This is a genomic window from Herbaspirillum huttiense (genome assembly GCF_047300815.1).
GTDB classification, from domain to species: Bacteria; Pseudomonadota; Gammaproteobacteria; order Burkholderiales; family Burkholderiaceae_D; genus Herbaspirillum; species Herbaspirillum huttiense_A.
In genome coordinates this window covers 18,768-34,609 of the sequence record NZ_CP178609.1, presented here as the reverse complement: position 1 = coordinate 34,609, position 15,842 = coordinate 18,768, and the positions used below count along the sequence as shown (strand labels likewise).

Genomic DNA, 15,842 nt, shown 5'->3' with positions numbered 1-15,842 from the left:
CCTATTTAAAAGACCGTTTATCCATCTCAGTAGTGACCGGTATTGGTTCTTATCCATGCCCAAGAACTGGCATTAAACTAAGAGTCTTCTTTGACGACAGTAATCAGCCGCAACCAGCTCATAGCGCGCAGCCACAATTTTCAAAGCACCTTGCTTTTGCAATTGACGCGAAATTTGCAAGACCCCAATGATTATGTATCCAGAGCTTAATGGGTATTAAGATGAAATTAGATCGATTCACGGACGTTGATTTGTCCACCGCGCTGCGTACGCTGCACAAACTTGCCTTGCAAGAAGGAGACCTTGGGCGTGACTATTGGATGCAAATTTCGGAGCTACTCAAGGATGCCGCGAGCTATAAGCAAAGGGCGTTGATTGCAGAAGAAAAACTGAGAAAAAAACGACTCCATACTACTTCGCATCGATGTGACAGCAGAGGTGCCGGCCCACAAAAGTAACGCTTAAAGAACGTCTCCGATTTTCGAGGGAACATGCCCGGGATATCTAGAGAATGCAGAAGATTTCAATATGGGCCGAGAAGGACTATCAGGTGGACGAGATAATTTCGGCCTGGTACCCACATTCCAGAAACGAGGGAGCTTTTTGGTTGAAACTTCCCACAGACGACAAGGAACTGTTACTTGCATTGACCTGAGACGAATTTTGTAGCCACCGGCTAAGTGAGTTCTTTATGCTAACGCCAAGGAGAACTCAATGAAGAAGCGATTTACGGACGAACAGATCATCAGCATCTTGCGAGAAGCAGAGAGCAAGGAGATTGCGACGGTAGATCTGTGCAAGCGCCACAACATTACTGAGCAGACCTTTTACCGCTGGAGAAACAAGTTTGGCGGTATGGATGTCTCGGACGCGCGGCGGCTCAGAGATCTTGAATCCGAGAATGACAAGCTCAAACGCATGGTGGCGGAACAGTTGCTGGTGATTGATGGCTTGAAGGAGTTAAGCCGAAAAAAATGATGACCTCCGCGGGCCGGCGCGAAGCGCTGGAAGTCCTTACTCGTCGGGGGCTGTCGCAACGCAAGGCATGTCGTTATCTGGAGCTGAGCCGGCGAGTAGCAGGTTATCAGTTGCTACAACCTGAAAAGGATCGGAGCCTGACGCAGCAACTCATCGCGGCGTCGCAAGAGGTTCCTCGATTCGGCTATCGGCGTATGTCTGCCTGGCTGGCCTTGGGCGAGTCCCGAGTGCGGCGACTCTGGAGCGCGCTCAAACTAGGCATCCCCCGAAAGCGGCCTCGCAGGCGTCGATGCGGCAACGACATTCGGCTACCTGGAGCAACCAAGCCCAATTCGGTCTGGAGCTATGACTTTGTTCACGACCAGATGATGAGGAGCATGGCTTTTGAACTTGCTCTAGTTCGGGCCAATCATTCGGTGCGTTGTTGGTTGGAATTTGGTTTTGAGTATGCGAGTAGTCGTAGTGCATTGAACACAACAATCAACGTAGATCCTTCATGCATTGCTACGGCAACACCAATACTTAAGCCGAAGATAGTTGCAGGCACTAAGAAAGCGACTACACCCAGACTGATGAAGACGTTTTGTCGTATGACGCTGCGGGTATGGCGACTCAAATCGACGGCGAATGGGAGATTCTTCAGATCATCTGCCATCAGGGCTACATCCGCTGTTTCCAGAGCCACATCCGAGCCGGCGGCACCCATAGCGATTCCAACCGTGGAATTGGCCATTGCTGGCGCATCATTGACTCCGTCACCGACCATGGCAACTTTGGTGGATTGGCGGAGCTTGCGGATGGCATCCACTTTGTCCTCCGGCATCAAATTTCCCCAGGCTTCATCGAGGCCAACCTCGCCAGCCACGGCGTCAGCGACCTTCTGATGGTCACCGGAAATCATGATCATGCGCGTGATGCCAATCCCACGTAGCTCTTGCAACGCTTCCCGAGCGCCAGCTCGTGGCGTATCCATCAGTCCAATGGTCCCGAGGTCACGTTGACCATGACGGACTACCATCGTAGTACGGCCCTTTTCTCGCAATTGCTCGACAGCGGCCTTTGTACCGGCGTCGAGAGGTGGAACACCGTCGCTGCCGAACATCTCCAGCTTGCCAATCCATACCGTTTCACCGGCGATGGCTGCGATGACTCCTCGACCGGTCAAGCTCTTGATGTCCTGGGCCAAGGGGGGATTCTCGGAGGATCCTAAGTGCTTTTTGGCGTCTCGCGTAATAGCCGCAGCAAGGGGATGGTCACTGTGGGCTTCTACTGCCAAGGCAACATTAAGTAGCTCTTCCACTGAAACGCCTTCGGCGGGTACGACGTCTGTGATGCGAGGCCGACCTTCGGTCAACGTCCCCGTTTTATCGAACGCGATTGCGTTAAGGGAGCCCAATTCCTCCAGCGGGGCGCCGCCTTTGATGAGCACGCCGCTCCGCGCTGCACGAGCAATACCAGATAAAACGGCACTAGGAGTGGCGATAGCAAGAGCGCAGGGACTTGCCGCGACGAGAACTGCCATTGCACGGTAGAAGCTATCCCGGAACGGCTCATCAACGATGACCCATGCGAATAAAAGGAGAAACGCCAAGGCAAGAACTGCCGGCACGAAGATGCGTTCGAACTTATCGGTGAAACGCTGAGTGGCGGATTTACGGGTTTCCGCTTCACTGACCATCTTGACTACCCTGGCAAGGGCAGACTCAGTGGAACGGCGCGTTACTTCAATCTCGATGGCACCAGATCCATTGATTGCCCCTGCAAAGGCCTTTGATTCGCTATCGACGCCATCGGGACGAGCGCGTGCGATGCTGACGTCGTCGACCGGACGCTTGTCAACGGGGATGCTCTCCCCTGTAACCGGAGCTTGATTGATCGCAGAGTTTCCAAGAACAATGAAACCGTCTGCAGGAAGGCGTTCATTGGGGCGTACGATAACGACATCTCCGAGACGCAATTCTTCGACCTTGATCTCTACGACCTTGCCGTCCCTGCGCACCGAGGCAACTTCAGGCGCCAGCTTTGCCAGCGCTTCAATCGCGCGCTTAGCCCGACCCATGGCGTAATGTTCGAGAGCGTGTCCCAGGCTAAATAGGAAAAGCAGCAGAGCACCTTCCGCCCAGGATCCCAGGGCAGCAGCACCTGCTGCTGCCACCAGCATCAGCGTATCGATCTCAAAGCGTTTGAGGCGAATGTTATCGATGGCTTCCCTGATGGTATAGAAGCCGCCGAAGAAATATGCAGCGACAAAGCAGGCCATAGGAAGCCAAGCCGGCATACCGGCGACAAACTTTTCGATGAGCCAGCCAGTACCTAAAAGCGCACCGCATAGTAGAGAAAAGATCAGTTCTGTGTTGGCGCCAAACATGCCTCCGTGCTCGTGCGAATGGGCTTCATCTTTGCCACCATGATCCGCGTGACTTTGGCCATGTGCATGTGAATGTTTGTGGGCACCGCTATCTTTGTCATGCGTATGTTGGTGGTCATGTGCATGTTCGGCAGGCGAAAGTGTGCTGGCTCCGTGTTCAACGTTGTCAAGAATTTGCACGCCCAAACCTCGCAGCGTAGCTGCGAGCCTAGATACGTCACACTGCTGACGATCAAAATCCACATGCACACTGCTACCAGCGCCAATATCTGCGGCTAGTACCCCAGGAAGCGCTCGCAGGTGATTTTCAACCGTGCGGGATCTACGTTGATGGTTGATGCCGCTGATCTTCCAGATCACATGAGCATATCGCTCCGTGATCTTTGCGCCAGCTGCGTCGACTATTTCGCGAATGCGGCCGAAGGAAAGTTGCTCCGTATCATAGTGAATACAGAGCTGTGATGCCCCTTGTCCTTCAGTGGGGCGAACATGAACGTTCACTACGCCCGCCTTTGCGCTGATCTCGTCAATCAGCCGTCGAACGCACGCATCATTCCCATCGTGAACATTTGGAAGCAAGACGGGAATATCGAGGCGTAGTTTAGTTGTCATGATTTTTCTTGAAGATGGATTTAAAACTAAGTCTTCAACATCGGAGTGGTGATTTCAAAGGTCACGAAGCAGACGTTCCACATTGACCGCAGAATCTGGTTCCGGAAGGCATTCCGCTCCCACATTGGGTGCAGGCTATGGCCGTCAGACCACCACCGCATTCATGACAGAATCTGGCGCCGGCGTTGCTGACGGTGAAACATCTCGGGCAACTGGTTCCGATTGAATTAGCCCCTCTGCTACGTCCTGTAGGTGGGGGGCTGTGCTTGCCGTGACCACGGTCACCGTGGTGGCCTGAACCGCTGTTATGACCACCACCATGCTGGCGCTTATCGCTGTGGTGACGTGCCATTATTTTGCGAAGAAAACTCACGTGGACTCCATTGAAAATAGATCAGATTTAGCTCCTTCCATCTCCGCGGGAGGGGTAGGAGGGTCTCGAAGTGCGCTCCAAAGCGTCAGACCGGATTGCACAGGGTTAGATTTCAGATTGATCGCGTATTACCAGTGGTCGTGCACCTGATAGCCGGCGAAGGAATTTGAATGGCATCAGCCACCAAAGAGCGAAGATCAACATTCCGGTCGCTATTGCGAACCAGACGCCGCGCACATGACCAAATACTTGTGAAACTACAAGGTTGCTTGCCAAAACAAGTGCCAGGGAGAGAGAAACTGCACCACATAGCATCTGACGTGAGGCTAGCGTCTTGAACTGTGAGCGATCGCGGAGAGGCCGCAATATCCTGTGCTGCACTGCTGGAGCAGCGAAGAGAACCAGACTAATCAATGAACAACAAAATGTGGCCAGAAAAATCCATTTTTCCGATTCGACGATTTGCGCGAATCCGCTATTAAACGGAAGCGTAATGAGGAACGCTGTCAGGAGCTGCGCGCCTGGCAACAGAACACGTAGCTCGTTAAGAAGATCAGAAAGATCCCCGTCTCCTTCGAGATCGGATTGATCGCCGTCAGAATGGAGTGAAGTCATTTTTCTGTGTCACCCGGGATTAGATTCCCACGCTGGTGGGACAACGATTTTGATTTTACGGGGGCAATACGAAAGAAAAGATTGCGTATTTATTACGAATTTGTAATCTTTTAGCTGTCGTGGTCATGATCAGACTCAGAGCCAAACAGCATCGAATCTATGCCGTCACATAGGCAATGGAGCGTCGTTAGATGCACCTCTTGGATGTAGGCAGTTCGGCTACGCGGAACACAGATTTGGACGTCTAAGGGGCCGAGCTTCGCAGCAAGCTGACCACCACCTTTCCCAGTCAGCGCAACAATAGTCATATCTTGTTGATGAGCTTCCTCCACGGCGGCAACAATATTCTCGGAATTTCCAGACGTCGAAATGACAAGCAAGATGTCCCCATTACGACCGAGCGCTTGCACCTGCTTAGAGAATATTTCGCGATTTCCGTAGTCGTTGCAGATTGCGGTAAGGATCGATGTATCCGTGGTCAGCGCGACAGCAGGGAGTGGGCTTCGCTCACGCTCGAATCGACCAACCAATTCAGCAGAAAAATGCTGGCTATCAGCGGCTGAGCCTCCATTGCCGCATGACAGAATTTTTGCCCCTTTTGCTAGGGCCGCTGACATAACTCTGATCGCGTCGGAAATGGGCGCCTCGAGAGAGTAAACAGCCTCGACCTTGAGTCGAGCGCTCGCAAGGAAATGATCAGTGATACGAGAATTCTCCATGCTGGCCTCTATTGGGGGCTAGTTAGCGGCCCCTTCAAGCCAAGGGTTATAGGAAAGAACACTTGCATGGGTGTTTTTTATTTGGCGTAGGAGAGGCCGCATTGATCCTCAACCAACGCTATTCATTGCTGGAAAATGCGATGCAATGAACAAAATTGGTCAGGCAGATTTCGCATTTTTACGCATAAATATGCTATTCGGATCCTCGATGTACTCGCCGAAAGGTTCGCAAAGCTCATAGCCGCAGCGGGAATACAGATTGATTGCCTCTGGCTGCAAATAGCCTGTTTCCAAGGCAAATTCTCCACAGCCGCGGGTGTTTGCTTCCTGTTCGAGGAACAATAAAAGAGTTCTCGCAATTCCCTTCCCACGCTGCAAAGGGCTGGTGTAGAACCGCTTTAATTCGCCGTAGTGCTGCTGTAAAACGATCGCACCACATGCAACCGCCTGGCCGTCGTCGTCGCGGACAACAGCAAACAAAACGTTGGCGCTCGCAAGAGCGTCGAGATCAATGCCGTGATGGCTTTCTGCAGGGTAAAGCGGGACCTGATACGCGTCCAGTTCCTCAATAAGTTTTATGACCTCCTCTTACCGAGGATCTTCGAGCGAAATTCTCATTAATTTGTGTTCCTGATTAGCTGTGCTAGCCATTGGCATTTTCAATACTAGGTGCTCTCGCTCCAACGACTGAACATAACCAATATTTTGAAATCCGCATTTCTCTAAAACGCGTAATGATCCTGTATTGGCTGGCATCGCGAAGGCATGAAGTTCGCCAATATGACACGTATGAAAGGCGTATTGAGATGCTGTCTGCACCAGTTCTGATGCGTATCCTCGCCGCCACTTGTCGGGGGAGAAGGCATAAATAACTTCAATTCCCCACCCTGGTTCGTCTGGATCGGTACAAAGGCCTCCCCAGCCGATAACTTTGAAATCTCTTCGATCACGAACCACCCAAGGCGCGAAGCCATTGGAGGAGCGTTGTGATTCAAAACTGCGAAGCCGCCGCAAAAGGGCTTCGGGAGATTGGGCTTTATGCGTGAACTGCATCGCCTGCTGATCGCTCATGAAGCTGAAAATCGCGCTGAGATCTCTATCCTGAAAGTCTTGAAGAGCGAGTCGAGATGTGAAAATCATTGGTACGGTTAAATGCCTTGTTGCCAACGTTAATAGCGAACATTTTGGCATAAGGGCTCGAATGTCATCATGGACCAAACATCGACGTGGTTGGATGTCCACTTCTGGCCGAATGCTGGCATGACCCGCTAATCATGTCGGGCGAATGGATGGTACGGCGTCGTGACACAGCTTTGTTCGACTCTGAAGAGAAGTAATACATCAATGCTGGTGCTGGTGATGTGTATCTGGGAAGTGATCGTGTGTGTGTAATGCGCGATTGATGATGCTTGTGGGTGTGTTTCGTCCCGGGAGCCATGGGAGCATCATGGGTGTGAGCATGGTGCAAATCATCATGAGTGTGCTCATGTTCATGCTCCATTACCTCATGAGTATGCTCGTGAGCATGACGCTCAGTGAGATGAAGGTAAATGCCGAACGCCATTAATGCGCCAGCTATGAGAAGTTGAGGCGTCAGGGCTTCACCACTGGCAAGTGCTAAGACCGCGCCAAGAAATGGCGCCGCAGAGAAGTAAGTGCCGGTTCGCGCAGTACCCAGATGCCGCAGGGCTACCACGAACAATGTCAGGCTGACGCCATAGGAAAGGAAGCCCAGAGCCATGGTTTCCGCTATGACAGAGATGTTCGGGAGGCGCGCGTTCATTGCTATGGCGATCACCAGATTCGTTAATCCCGCCGAGAGCCCTTTCACACTAGCGACCCAGGAGCCGTCAGCCGTCGACACCTTGCGTGTGAGATTATTGTCGATGCCCCATGCAAAACATGCGCCTAGAATCGCCAGCGATGGCCAAATCTGGACATGACTCAGTTCACGTGGAAGGCTTAGAACCACTGCGCCAATCACGATCGCCACCATGCCGATCGCTATGCGTCGGTCAAAATTCTCTTTGCTGCCGTTAGGCCAATCATCAGGAGTACAGGTGCTATGACCCCGCCGAAGGCAATGGCACCAGCAAGCCAACCTATTTCATTGCGTTGAAGAGAAGTCTTTTGGGCGCCGACGACCTTCCTGTAGATGAATAGCCCCACCCCTGAGCCAAGGTACAGGAGGGCGGCAATCATCCAAGGTGAGTTACCTTCGAGGAGGGGCTTGGCGATCGGCGTGGCAGCTCCGAAAAGCAAGGCTGCGGCCAGAGCTGCTTTGACTCCAGGCGCGGAGATAGTGGTCCACAGTTTCATTGCATTCTCGCTTCAGAAATTGGTTCTTTCTGGCATTTCTTTCACGACAGTGTACGTGCCGCCGAATGAAGCACGCTAGGGTAAGCGATCAGCGCCGTCTGACGGCATTGCTCAAACTTACTAAGGAAGGTTTTCTGGACCTCAAGATTTGCTAGCAGATGGCGACTGATTGAACGTCATCGTCCGCGGTAAGTAAGGGAGCCCGTTTATTCTCCTAAGTCCATTAGAGAAGTCTTCCCTCAAGAATGCGTCACTCATGATGTCTCTGGAGGCGGAGTAATAACGCGATTCGATATTGAGCAGTCCCATCATAGTGTGCTCAAGGTGATCCGTCTGATACGGCCGATTTTCCAAAATTGCCTTATCCACAGCATTTGCGCCTGAGAAAGATCTCATCCAAAGGAGCATCGGTATCTCATATCCAGAGGCGTCTACTGCAGACTGGCCCGCATGATCCCTTGTGTGCCCGACCTCCTGACCGTGGTCTGCGCTATACAAGAGACTTACCGCACCGAAGTTAGACGCCATAGTACTCTTGATCATACTTGCCACGACAAAGTCGCTATAAGCGATGGCATTGTCATACTCATTACGCAATTGGCGGATCCAAAGCGACCGTCCGGCGGCGGATAGTTGGTCTGTGACGGTATCGCTGACATCGTCGAATTTTGCGTACGACCTCGGGTAGCGCATGTCGTATGTCGGGTGGGCCCCAAGTAGATGAACGACAATCAGCTTCTTGGGCGCAGGATTAACCAGAGCAGCATTAAATCCCGGCAGTAGATTTCCATCGAAATTGTTCTCGCCACGGCCAGCTCCTTTATTGATGAACAGCTTTTCGTCGGCCCGCCCCGACACAAGACCGAGCCACCCGTCATTTGGGACCTGGTTGGATATCCAGAACGTCTTGTAGCCTGCTTCTTCGGCTAGCATTAACACGTCCGGTTTGCTGTCCCAATCATCCGGGGAAGCCAGATCAGCTGGCGTGAACATCTTCATCAATGACGACATCGTGGCCGGCTCAGATGAAATCACGTCCTGGAATACGATTAACTGATTGCGCAGTGCATCCAGCATAGGGGTAGTTCTACGCTCATAGCCGTAGAGCGACATGTTGCTACGGTTGGTGCTCTCGCCAATGATCCAGACGACGGTGTTGCTGGCCGGTCCGGTGTACCGCACTTTCCATTCGGACCGTTTGGCCATGTTGCGCGCTATGTTCTGCTGCATGTCTTGCGCCTGCTTTAGCTGCGCACGGTAGTCCATGTATCGAATCGGCCAGAATAGCGCCGGATTCTCCTTTGCCATGGTGGGATTGAAGTGCAGCGCCAGGAATGAGCTAAGTAGGAGAGCGATGCTTGCAAATCCGGATCTACGCAGCACACTAACCGGCAATCGAGCTTCTCTGAAAGAGAGGCATTTCTCGAACCAGAAAGTACAGGCACTTATGACCAGAAACGTCGAGGTGGCTTTAGCCACTTCGCGCCAATTGTGCAGGAAGAATTCGCTGCCTTCGCCAGGATTTGTATTAAAAACAGCGTGCAGAACGAGAACAGGATTCGGCCGCAGGCCAAAGTATTCTCGCAGAAAGCCTTTTAGTGCTGCGTCCAGGAAGAATAGAAAGAGGATGCCAAGACTGACAGCTGTCAGCCATCGCGGTCGCGACCGGAAATAAGGAAGTGCGATAAAGAGGCCTGCTATGCCTGGTAGGCTTGTGGCCATCAAGACCGTGCTTTTGGCAAATTCATTGGCGCTGATCATGCCGACCGCCCAAAATGTCACCAGTCCGCCAATGCCCAAGAGCAGTCGGTAGCCAAGTCGTTTCAACTTAAAGTACTCACAAGGTAGATTTGGAATGACGAGCACTTATGGCTTCGTCTGCGATATGGACATCAGGCGCTTTTGGCGCACTTGGATTTGGCTTCTTTGGGAAATGTCAGGCTGAATATTGTTCGTTCGCCTTGGATGCTTTTGACCGAGGCTTCTCCACCGTGCAATGTCATGATCGAGCGCACGATCGCCAAGCCAAGTCCGCTTGATCCACTAGAACTGCTGCGCGATGGATCCGCCCGATAAAATCGATCAAAGATCCGCCCAACCACTTCAGCTGGAATACCTTCTCCTGGGTTGGAGACAGTCAGGATTGTGACATCACCGATATCTGTCGCTTCGACTCGAATAGTTCGCTCCGCGGGAGTGTATCGGATGGCATTTGCAATCAGGTTGCCCAGAGCTCTGCGCAACAGCATTGGATCGGCAAAGATCTCCCCTGTGCCGCCGACTACAATTTTTACTCTGGCATCCTCTGCGATACCCTCGAAATAGTCTGAAATCTTAGCCAGTTCATCTTCGACGCTGAGCGCTTGAATCTTCACCGCAACATGTGCATTTTCTGCTCTCGCGAGGAACAGTATGCTCTCCATCATCCTGGCCAAACGTTCATACTCTTCGATATTGGAGCTGAGCAGGCCTTGATACTCCTCAAGGGTGCGCTGCTTACCAAGCGCGACCTGCGTCTGAACCATGAGATTGTTGAGTGGAGTGCGCAGGTCGTGCGCGAGGTCCGCTGAGAACTGAGTTAACTGTTCAAAGCTACGATGCAGCCGGTCCAACATCGCATTGAATGACTCTACGATCTCGTGCAGCTCTTTGGGCGCCGACCGAATGTCTAGTCGGGTGTCAAGGCGATTGGCTGAGACAGCATGTGTTTGTGCAGCCATGAGACGTAGTGGTTGCAGGCCGCTGCGAACGAGAAAGAAACTCAGGATTGTCGCTAGAAGGGTGCCGATGGCCGCTGCGTACCAGACCTCTGTACGGTAGTCCGCCAGTAACTCCATGCGATCCGATGCCGTGCGTGCCACAACTACCAAAGTCTTCTCACCCGTACTTGTCGTGGGTCTGCTAGCGATGAAGCGCGCACTATTGCCTCCCAGAATAAAGCTCTGAAGAGTGTTGAATTGGGCTGTCTTCAGGCTGTTGAAAAGAGGGAAGCCCTCTTCCGCCGGACCCTCATAGTTTTTCAGAATGGTGGCACCTGCTGAGTCCGTTATGAGCACCAGAAGCTGATCGTGGCCGCTAATGGTGTCCAACATAGCGTGCTTATTGGCCTTGATTCTTTCGATCGAGTTCGCTTCCTGAATTAGGTGATCAATGGAGCGGCTCTTTCCGATCAGTTCTTCGTCATCTCGGCGTTCAAGCTGGACGTAAAGAGAGTGATAGAGGTAAGTGCCAACTGCTGAGAAGGTGACGACTGCGACTAGTGCAAACAATGTTACTAGGCGAGATGTCATCGAGGCTGGATTCTTGGCGATCAATTTCGAGCCTCAAAGACGTATCCCATGCCCCAGACGGTATGAAGCAATTTATTGTCAAAGCCATCGTCTAGTTTCGCCCGCAGCCGGCGAACTGCGACGTCAACCACATTGGTGTCACTGTCGAAGTTCATATCCCATACCTGTGAGGCGATTTGGGGCCGAGAAAGAACTTCGCCTGGCCGGCGGATCAACATGTGCAGCAAAGCAAACTCTTTGGCGGTCAGATCAACGCGCTGTCCATGGCGAGTCACCTTCCTTCGTAGTACGTCCAGCTGGACATCGGCATACTCGATTATGTCGGATTCCCGGCTCGGTCCACGGCGCAACAGTGTGCGTACCCTGGCGAGTAGCTCTGTAAATGCAAATGGTTTGACCAGGTAGTCATCAGCACCCAGCTCAAGCCCTTTTACACGGTCCTCGATTTCATCACGTGCCGTGAGGAATAGTACGGGGGTATCGTGGGTGCGGCGCAATTCTCGCAAAATATCCCAGCCATTCATGCCAGGCAACATCACATCCAGAATAATGAGCTTGTATTCCAGCGTTCGTGCGTTGTGCAAGCCGTCTACCCCTGACTGAACCCAGTCGACGACAAAACCTGACTCGGTCAGGCCGCGCCGTAGGTAGTCTCCAGATTTTGGTTCGTCTTCTACTAGCAAGATGTGCATGATTTTAATCCCATCGAAAACGTCAATATTCTGAATCAGCCGGCTTCGGTATTCATTACAAATCTGTAATAACTGGGCAATCTTTCTGTTCGCACCCCCTCCGTAGAATCCATTCCAACGATTCGCCATACAAGGAGTTGGCGATCGAACCGCCTAGATCAGGCGACTTTTTTTCAACTTCCATTCTAGGAGAAATGTCATGAAAGCAACCCAAATCCTCTTCGGCGCCATGGTTACCGTTCTGTCGGTGTCCGCCTTCGCACAATCTACTGTCAAGACCGAGGCTGAGCGTGATCAAGCTAACCTCAACGCGCGCAACAACTACCCAGTGATCAAGTTCGAAAGTACCAAGACCCGTGCTGACGTGGTTGCCGAGCTGGAAGCTGCACGCCTGGGCAAGCCGGCGTCGACCACCTCGGTCAAGCCAGATGTTGCCGGCAGCCCGACCCAAAGCAAGGCCTTTGACTCGTCGCTGTACAACGGTGCATAATCGCCGCCGATTAATGGCCATGTTGCACATTAACCTCATAGCTGCCGATCGGCTCGGTCGGTAGCTATAATCCTTCTCATCATGCGCGCACTGATTATCTTGCTTGCTTTGTTGTTGCCGATGCAGCTCTCTTGGGCGGCGATGGCCTCATATTGTCAAGCGGAAAATGATCGAGTGCCGACGCATTTGGGGCACCACGAACATCCGTCAGCAAAGGCCGATGATCACGCGGGGTCCGAAAAATCGAAGACCAGCGACAGCGATGTCGGTTGCTCTTTGTGTCATTTTTCTTGCATGAAATCGGTGCAGATCTACAACTCCAGTGTGATCGTTCCCCCGGCTGCCGAGCAGAAGTCGCATCCGAGCTACTTTCCCCATCCCACTTCTCACATAGCCGATGGGCCCGATAAGCCCAATTGGCAGCTCGCCGCTTAACTCGGCGAGGACAATCCGCATACACAACTGCTCTCGCCGAATTCCCCTTTTTATCACCGGAGAATTCGATGTATCGGCACAGCTTTTTGCTGGCGCTCGCGCTGCTCGCAGCCGGCTCCAGCCATGCGCAGTCCACTGCGCTTGGAAACACAGAACAACCCCAACCCTATACCGCTTCGTCTCTTGTCAAAGAGCCTCGCTTGTTGTCGCTTCCGGCGGCCATCAGCCTGACGTTTGATCAGAACAAGACCCTGGCCGCCGCTCGCAAGGAGATTGACGCCATGGAGGCGACGATCGTCCAAGCAGGAGCAAGGCCGAATCCTGAGTTCTCGGCATTGATGGAGGACTTCCGGAAGTCCAGCCGGACAACGACATACCAAATTACTCAGCCGATTGAGCTCGGTGGCAAGCGTAGCGCCCGAATTGAGGCGGCTCAACGAGCACGCGACATGGCATTGCTGGACTACGCTGCGAAGCGCACGGAAATTCGCGCCGGGGTGGTTGCTGCGTACTACGACGTGATGGTGGCGATGGAGCGTCAGCGTCTGGCCAAGGAGCTGCTGGGCCTAGCGAAGACATCTGCGGATATGACTGGCCGCCGCGTCACGGCAGGCAAGATATCGCCCGTTGAGCAAACCAAGGCCAAAGTGGCCGAATCCAGTGCGCAGCTGGAGCTCAACCAAGCCGATAGCGATCTGATCCTCGCGCAGAAGAAGCTGGCAATGTTCTGGGGCTCTGTTGGCAATGAGTTCCAACTGACCGATGGTGGCGTTGAATCACTGCCTGCACTGCCGGCGATCGCACAACTGACTGAGAAAGTCGCGATCGGGCCTGCCGTGAAGCTCGCGCAGCTCGAAGTCGAACGCCGTCGTGCGCTGGCCAAGATCGAGACCAGCAAGCGTACGCCCGATGTGAGCCTCACCTTCGGCAATAAGCGAGATGAATCGAGTGCCAGAAATATGTGGGTGGTCGGTTTCTCCGTTCCCATCCCTGTTCTGGACAACAATAAGGGCAACGAGCTCGAAGCATTGAAGCGCGTCGACAAAGCGCGCGATGAGTTGTCGATCGTTGAAGTGCAGATGCAGAGCGAAGCTGCTCAAAGCTTCGAGCGCTTGCGTAACGCAAGAGAAGAAGCTGCCGCGTTGCGTGGCGAGATTGTCCCTGGGGCACAAAGTGCTTATCAAGCTGCGCGAACCGGATTCGAGCTAGGGAAGTTCGGATATCTGGACGTCCTTGACGCGCAGCGCACCTATTTCCAAGCCAAAGCGCAGTACTGGAAAGCGCTTTCTACCGCATTCCAAGCCGCCGCAGACCTGGATCGTCTGGCCGGCACTGAGACACCTTCAGCTGAGTGAGATCAAACATGACTAAGAAGCAAAAACTCGCCATCGCGGCGATCATCGCCATCGCAGCACTCTTGGCGGGGGTAACCTTGATGAAGGGGGGCAGTTCGGCCGGGGGCGGCGGAAAATCCTCTGCACACCAAGAGGAGGGTGGCCACAAGGACAATGAGCACCATGGCGAAGAAAAAGGCAGCGAGCACAAAGATTCTGCTGGGCATGGCGACGGCGAACACCACAGCGCGGCGCCGGCCAAGGGCCCACATGGTGGATCTGTGTACAAGGAGGGAGAGTCTTCCTTCGAAGTGCTGCTGTCTGAAAGCGATGGCGCACTGGTAGTTTATCCCTACCAGGCTGATAAGCCGGTGGCGCCCACCACAGTGAAATTGTCCGCAGTATTGACTCGTCCGGGCAAGGCCGGTGAGTTACTGGAATTCAAGATCGAGAAAGATGCCCTGAAGGCAAGCGCGCCGATCGAGGAGCCGCATCTGTTCGACATCAAGTTCTCGGCATCGACGCCGACCGGTTCTCAGAAGTTCACACTTTCCAAGGAAGAAGGAAAGATCGAATTGAACAATGAGCAGATGGCTGCGGCTGGTATCCAGGTGAAGACCGCTAGCGCCATGAAATTGAATAGCAGTCTGCAGCTGCCAGGGGAAATTCGCTTCAATGAAGACCGTACTGCCCACGTTGTACCGCAAGTGGCAGGCATTGTTGAATCTGTATCCGCCAATCTGGGCCAGAGGGTGAAAAAGGGCCAGATTCTGGCAGTCATTAACAGCAGTGCCGTTTCGGAGCAACGCTCGGAGTTGTTGAATGCCGAGCAGCGTCTGGCTCTTGCCAAGACCGCGTATCAACGTGAGAAGAACCTGTGGGAACAGAAGATCTCTGCTGAACAAGACTATCTGCAGGCACAAACTACCCTGCGTGAAGCAGAAGTGTCGGTGCGCAATGCCCAACAAAAGCTGCGCGCAATTGGCGCGGTTGGATCCTCGGGCGGCCTGAATCGCTATGAAATCCGTGCTCCGTTCGACGGTGTCATTGTCGAAAAGCACCTGGGACTGGGGGAGGCTGTACGCGAAGATGCGAACGCCTTCCTGATTTCCGACCTGACCAGCGTGTGGGCCGAGATCATCGTCTCGCCCAAGGATATGCAAGTTGTCCGTGTGGGGGAGAAGGTGGTTGTTCGCGCCACTGCCTTCAGCGCAAGCGCAAGCGGAAAGATCTCTTACGTTGGCTCCCTGATTGGCGAGCAAAGCCGCACCGCTAAGGCGCACGTCGTACTTCCGAATTCGGATGACAGCTGGCGTCCTGGCCTGTTCGTGAACGTTGAAGTCGTTTCCGACGAGGCGCAGGTACCTGTGGCCGTGGCTGCCGATGCAATCCAGACCGTCGATGAGAAGAGCGTGGTGTTCGTTCGCGTTCCTGGCGGCTTCGCGGCTCAAGAAGTCACTATCGGTCGTACGAGCGGGAAATTTGTGGAAATCAAATCAGGTCTGGACGCAGGTGCTGAGTATGCCGCGACCGGCAGCTTCGCAATCAAGGCTGAGCTGGGCAAGGGTTCCGCTGAGCATGGCCACTAATACCGGCGACTTCGAGAAAGACGAAAAT

General features: G+C 53.3%; 14 protein-coding genes and 2 pseudogenes. 6 read left to right on the top strand and 10 right to left on the bottom strand.

The window, feature by feature from the left end; all coding sequences use genetic code 11:
• Positions 1–221 precede the first annotated feature (221 nt).
• Complete coding sequence (locus ACLRDN_RS25240; RefSeq protein WP_413460611.1) at positions 222–458, top strand: hypothetical protein; 237 nt, start codon at positions 222–224, stop codon at positions 456–458.
• Between the two features lie 256 nt (positions 459–714).
• Positions 715–1,403 (top strand): annotated as a pseudogene (locus ACLRDN_RS25235) (transposase); the annotation flags it as partial.
• Here ACLRDN_RS25235 and ACLRDN_RS25230 read toward each other — a convergent pair.
• The 10 genes and pseudogenes from ACLRDN_RS25230 to ACLRDN_RS25185 form a co-directional block, all read right to left on the bottom strand.
• Positions 1,388–3,958, bottom strand: coding sequence for a heavy metal translocating P-type ATPase (locus tag ACLRDN_RS25230; RefSeq protein WP_241813803.1), 2,571 nt, complete (start codon positions 3,956–3,958; stop codon positions 1,388–1,390). The pseudogene ACLRDN_RS25235 and the gene ACLRDN_RS25230 overlap by 16 nt on opposite strands.
• Before the next feature lie 61 nt (positions 3,959–4,019).
• On the bottom strand, positions 4,020–4,310 hold the full coding sequence (locus ACLRDN_RS25225; protein ID WP_413460838.1) for a zinc ribbon domain-containing protein: 291 nt from the start codon (positions 4,308–4,310) through the stop codon (positions 4,020–4,022).
• A 126-nt stretch (positions 4,311–4,436) separates the two neighbouring features.
• Positions 4,437–4,946: a DUF6328 family protein gene (locus ACLRDN_RS25220; RefSeq protein WP_241813804.1), complete on the bottom strand. Its 510-nt coding sequence runs from the start codon at positions 4,944–4,946 to the stop codon at positions 4,437–4,439.
• A gap of 110 nt (positions 4,947–5,056) precedes the next feature.
• Positions 5,057–5,665 carry a phosphoheptose isomerase gene (locus ACLRDN_RS25215; RefSeq protein WP_413460610.1) on the bottom strand — a complete coding sequence of 203 codons (609 nt, stop codon included), beginning with the start codon at positions 5,663–5,665 and terminating at the stop codon, positions 5,057–5,059.
• A 159-nt stretch (positions 5,666–5,824) separates the two neighbouring features.
• Positions 5,825–6,145, bottom strand: a complete 321-nt coding sequence (locus tag ACLRDN_RS25210; protein WP_413460609.1) for a GNAT family N-acetyltransferase — start codon at positions 6,143–6,145, stop codon at positions 5,825–5,827.
• A gap of 108 nt (positions 6,146–6,253) precedes the next feature.
• The gene (locus tag ACLRDN_RS25205) at positions 6,254–6,736 is read right to left on the bottom strand and encodes a GNAT family N-acetyltransferase (protein WP_241813806.1); all 483 of its coding nucleotides are present in this window, start codon (positions 6,734–6,736) and stop codon (positions 6,254–6,256) included.
• Positions 6,737–7,006: 270 nt separating this feature from the next.
• A pseudogene (locus tag ACLRDN_RS25200) lies at positions 7,007–7,984 on the bottom strand (EamA family transporter).
• A gap of 141 nt (positions 7,985–8,125) precedes the next feature.
• The gene (locus ACLRDN_RS25195) at positions 8,126–9,850 is read right to left on the bottom strand and encodes a phosphoethanolamine transferase (RefSeq protein WP_241813807.1); all 1,725 of its coding nucleotides are present in this window, start codon (positions 9,848–9,850) and stop codon (positions 8,126–8,128) included.
• A gap of 26 nt (positions 9,851–9,876) precedes the next feature.
• Complete coding sequence (locus tag ACLRDN_RS25190; protein ID WP_240733825.1) at positions 9,877–11,298, bottom strand: heavy metal sensor histidine kinase; 1,422 nt, start codon at positions 11,296–11,298, stop codon at positions 9,877–9,879.
• Positions 11,295–11,966: a heavy metal response regulator transcription factor gene (locus tag ACLRDN_RS25185; protein WP_134221039.1), complete on the bottom strand. Its 672-nt coding sequence runs from the start codon at positions 11,964–11,966 to the stop codon at positions 11,295–11,297. The genes ACLRDN_RS25190 and ACLRDN_RS25185 overlap by 4 nt, the downstream gene beginning before the upstream one ends.
• 199 nt (positions 11,967–12,165) lie before the next feature.
• On the opposite strand from ACLRDN_RS25185, the gene ACLRDN_RS25180 reads away from it, so the two are divergent.
• The 4 genes from ACLRDN_RS25180 (at position 12,166) to ACLRDN_RS25165 (ending at position 15,814) form a co-directional block, all read left to right on the top strand.
• Positions 12,166–12,456: a DUF4148 domain-containing protein gene (locus ACLRDN_RS25180; protein WP_134221038.1), complete on the top strand. Its 291-nt coding sequence runs from the start codon at positions 12,166–12,168 to the stop codon at positions 12,454–12,456.
• Between the two features lie 81 nt (positions 12,457–12,537).
• Complete coding sequence (locus ACLRDN_RS25175; protein WP_134221037.1) at positions 12,538–12,891, top strand: cobalt transporter; 354 nt, start codon at positions 12,538–12,540, stop codon at positions 12,889–12,891.
• A 68-nt stretch (positions 12,892–12,959) separates the two neighbouring features.
• On the top strand, positions 12,960–14,246 hold the full coding sequence (locus ACLRDN_RS25170) for a TolC family protein (protein ID WP_134221036.1): 1,287 nt from the start codon (positions 12,960–12,962) through the stop codon (positions 14,244–14,246).
• Positions 14,247–14,254: 8 nt separating this feature from the next.
• Positions 14,255–15,814, top strand: coding sequence for an efflux RND transporter periplasmic adaptor subunit (locus ACLRDN_RS25165; protein WP_166675022.1), 1,560 nt, complete (start codon positions 14,255–14,257; stop codon positions 15,812–15,814).
• The last annotated feature ends 28 nt before the right edge of the window (positions 15,815–15,842 follow it).

What these genes read in the sequence shown, in the direction of transcription:
- ACLRDN_RS25220 (WP_241813804.1), bottom strand. Translation starts at nt 4,946, where the DNA reads ATGACTTCACTCCATTCTGACGGCGATCAATCCGATCTCGAAGGAGAC.
- ACLRDN_RS25205 (WP_241813806.1), bottom strand. Translation starts at nt 6,736, where the DNA reads ATGAGCGATCAGCAGGCGATGCAGTTCACGCATAAAGCCCAATCTCCC.
- ACLRDN_RS25225 (WP_413460838.1), bottom strand. Translation starts at nt 4,310, where the DNA reads ATGGCACGTCACCACAGCGATAAGCGCCAGCATGGTGGTGGTCATAAC.
- ACLRDN_RS25170 (WP_134221036.1), top strand. Translation starts at nt 12,960, where the DNA reads ATGTATCGGCACAGCTTTTTGCTGGCGCTCGCGCTGCTCGCAGCCGGC.
- ACLRDN_RS25185 (WP_134221039.1), bottom strand. Translation starts at nt 11,966, where the DNA reads ATGCACATCTTGCTAGTAGAAGACGAACCAAAATCTGGAGACTACCTA.
- ACLRDN_RS25165 (WP_166675022.1), top strand. Translation starts at nt 14,255, where the DNA reads ATGACTAAGAAGCAAAAACTCGCCATCGCGGCGATCATCGCCATCGCA.
- ACLRDN_RS25240 (WP_413460611.1), top strand. Translation starts at nt 222, where the DNA reads ATGAAATTAGATCGATTCACGGACGTTGATTTGTCCACCGCGCTGCGT.
- ACLRDN_RS25215 (WP_413460610.1), bottom strand. Translation starts at nt 5,665, where the DNA reads ATGGAGAATTCTCGTATCACTGATCATTTCCTTGCGAGCGCTCGACTC.
- ACLRDN_RS25180 (WP_134221038.1), top strand. Translation starts at nt 12,166, where the DNA reads ATGAAAGCAACCCAAATCCTCTTCGGCGCCATGGTTACCGTTCTGTCG.
- ACLRDN_RS25230 (WP_241813803.1), bottom strand. Translation starts at nt 3,958, where the DNA reads ATGACAACTAAACTACGCCTCGATATTCCCGTCTTGCTTCCAAATGTT.
- ACLRDN_RS25175 (WP_134221037.1), top strand. Translation starts at nt 12,538, where the DNA reads ATGCGCGCACTGATTATCTTGCTTGCTTTGTTGTTGCCGATGCAGCTC.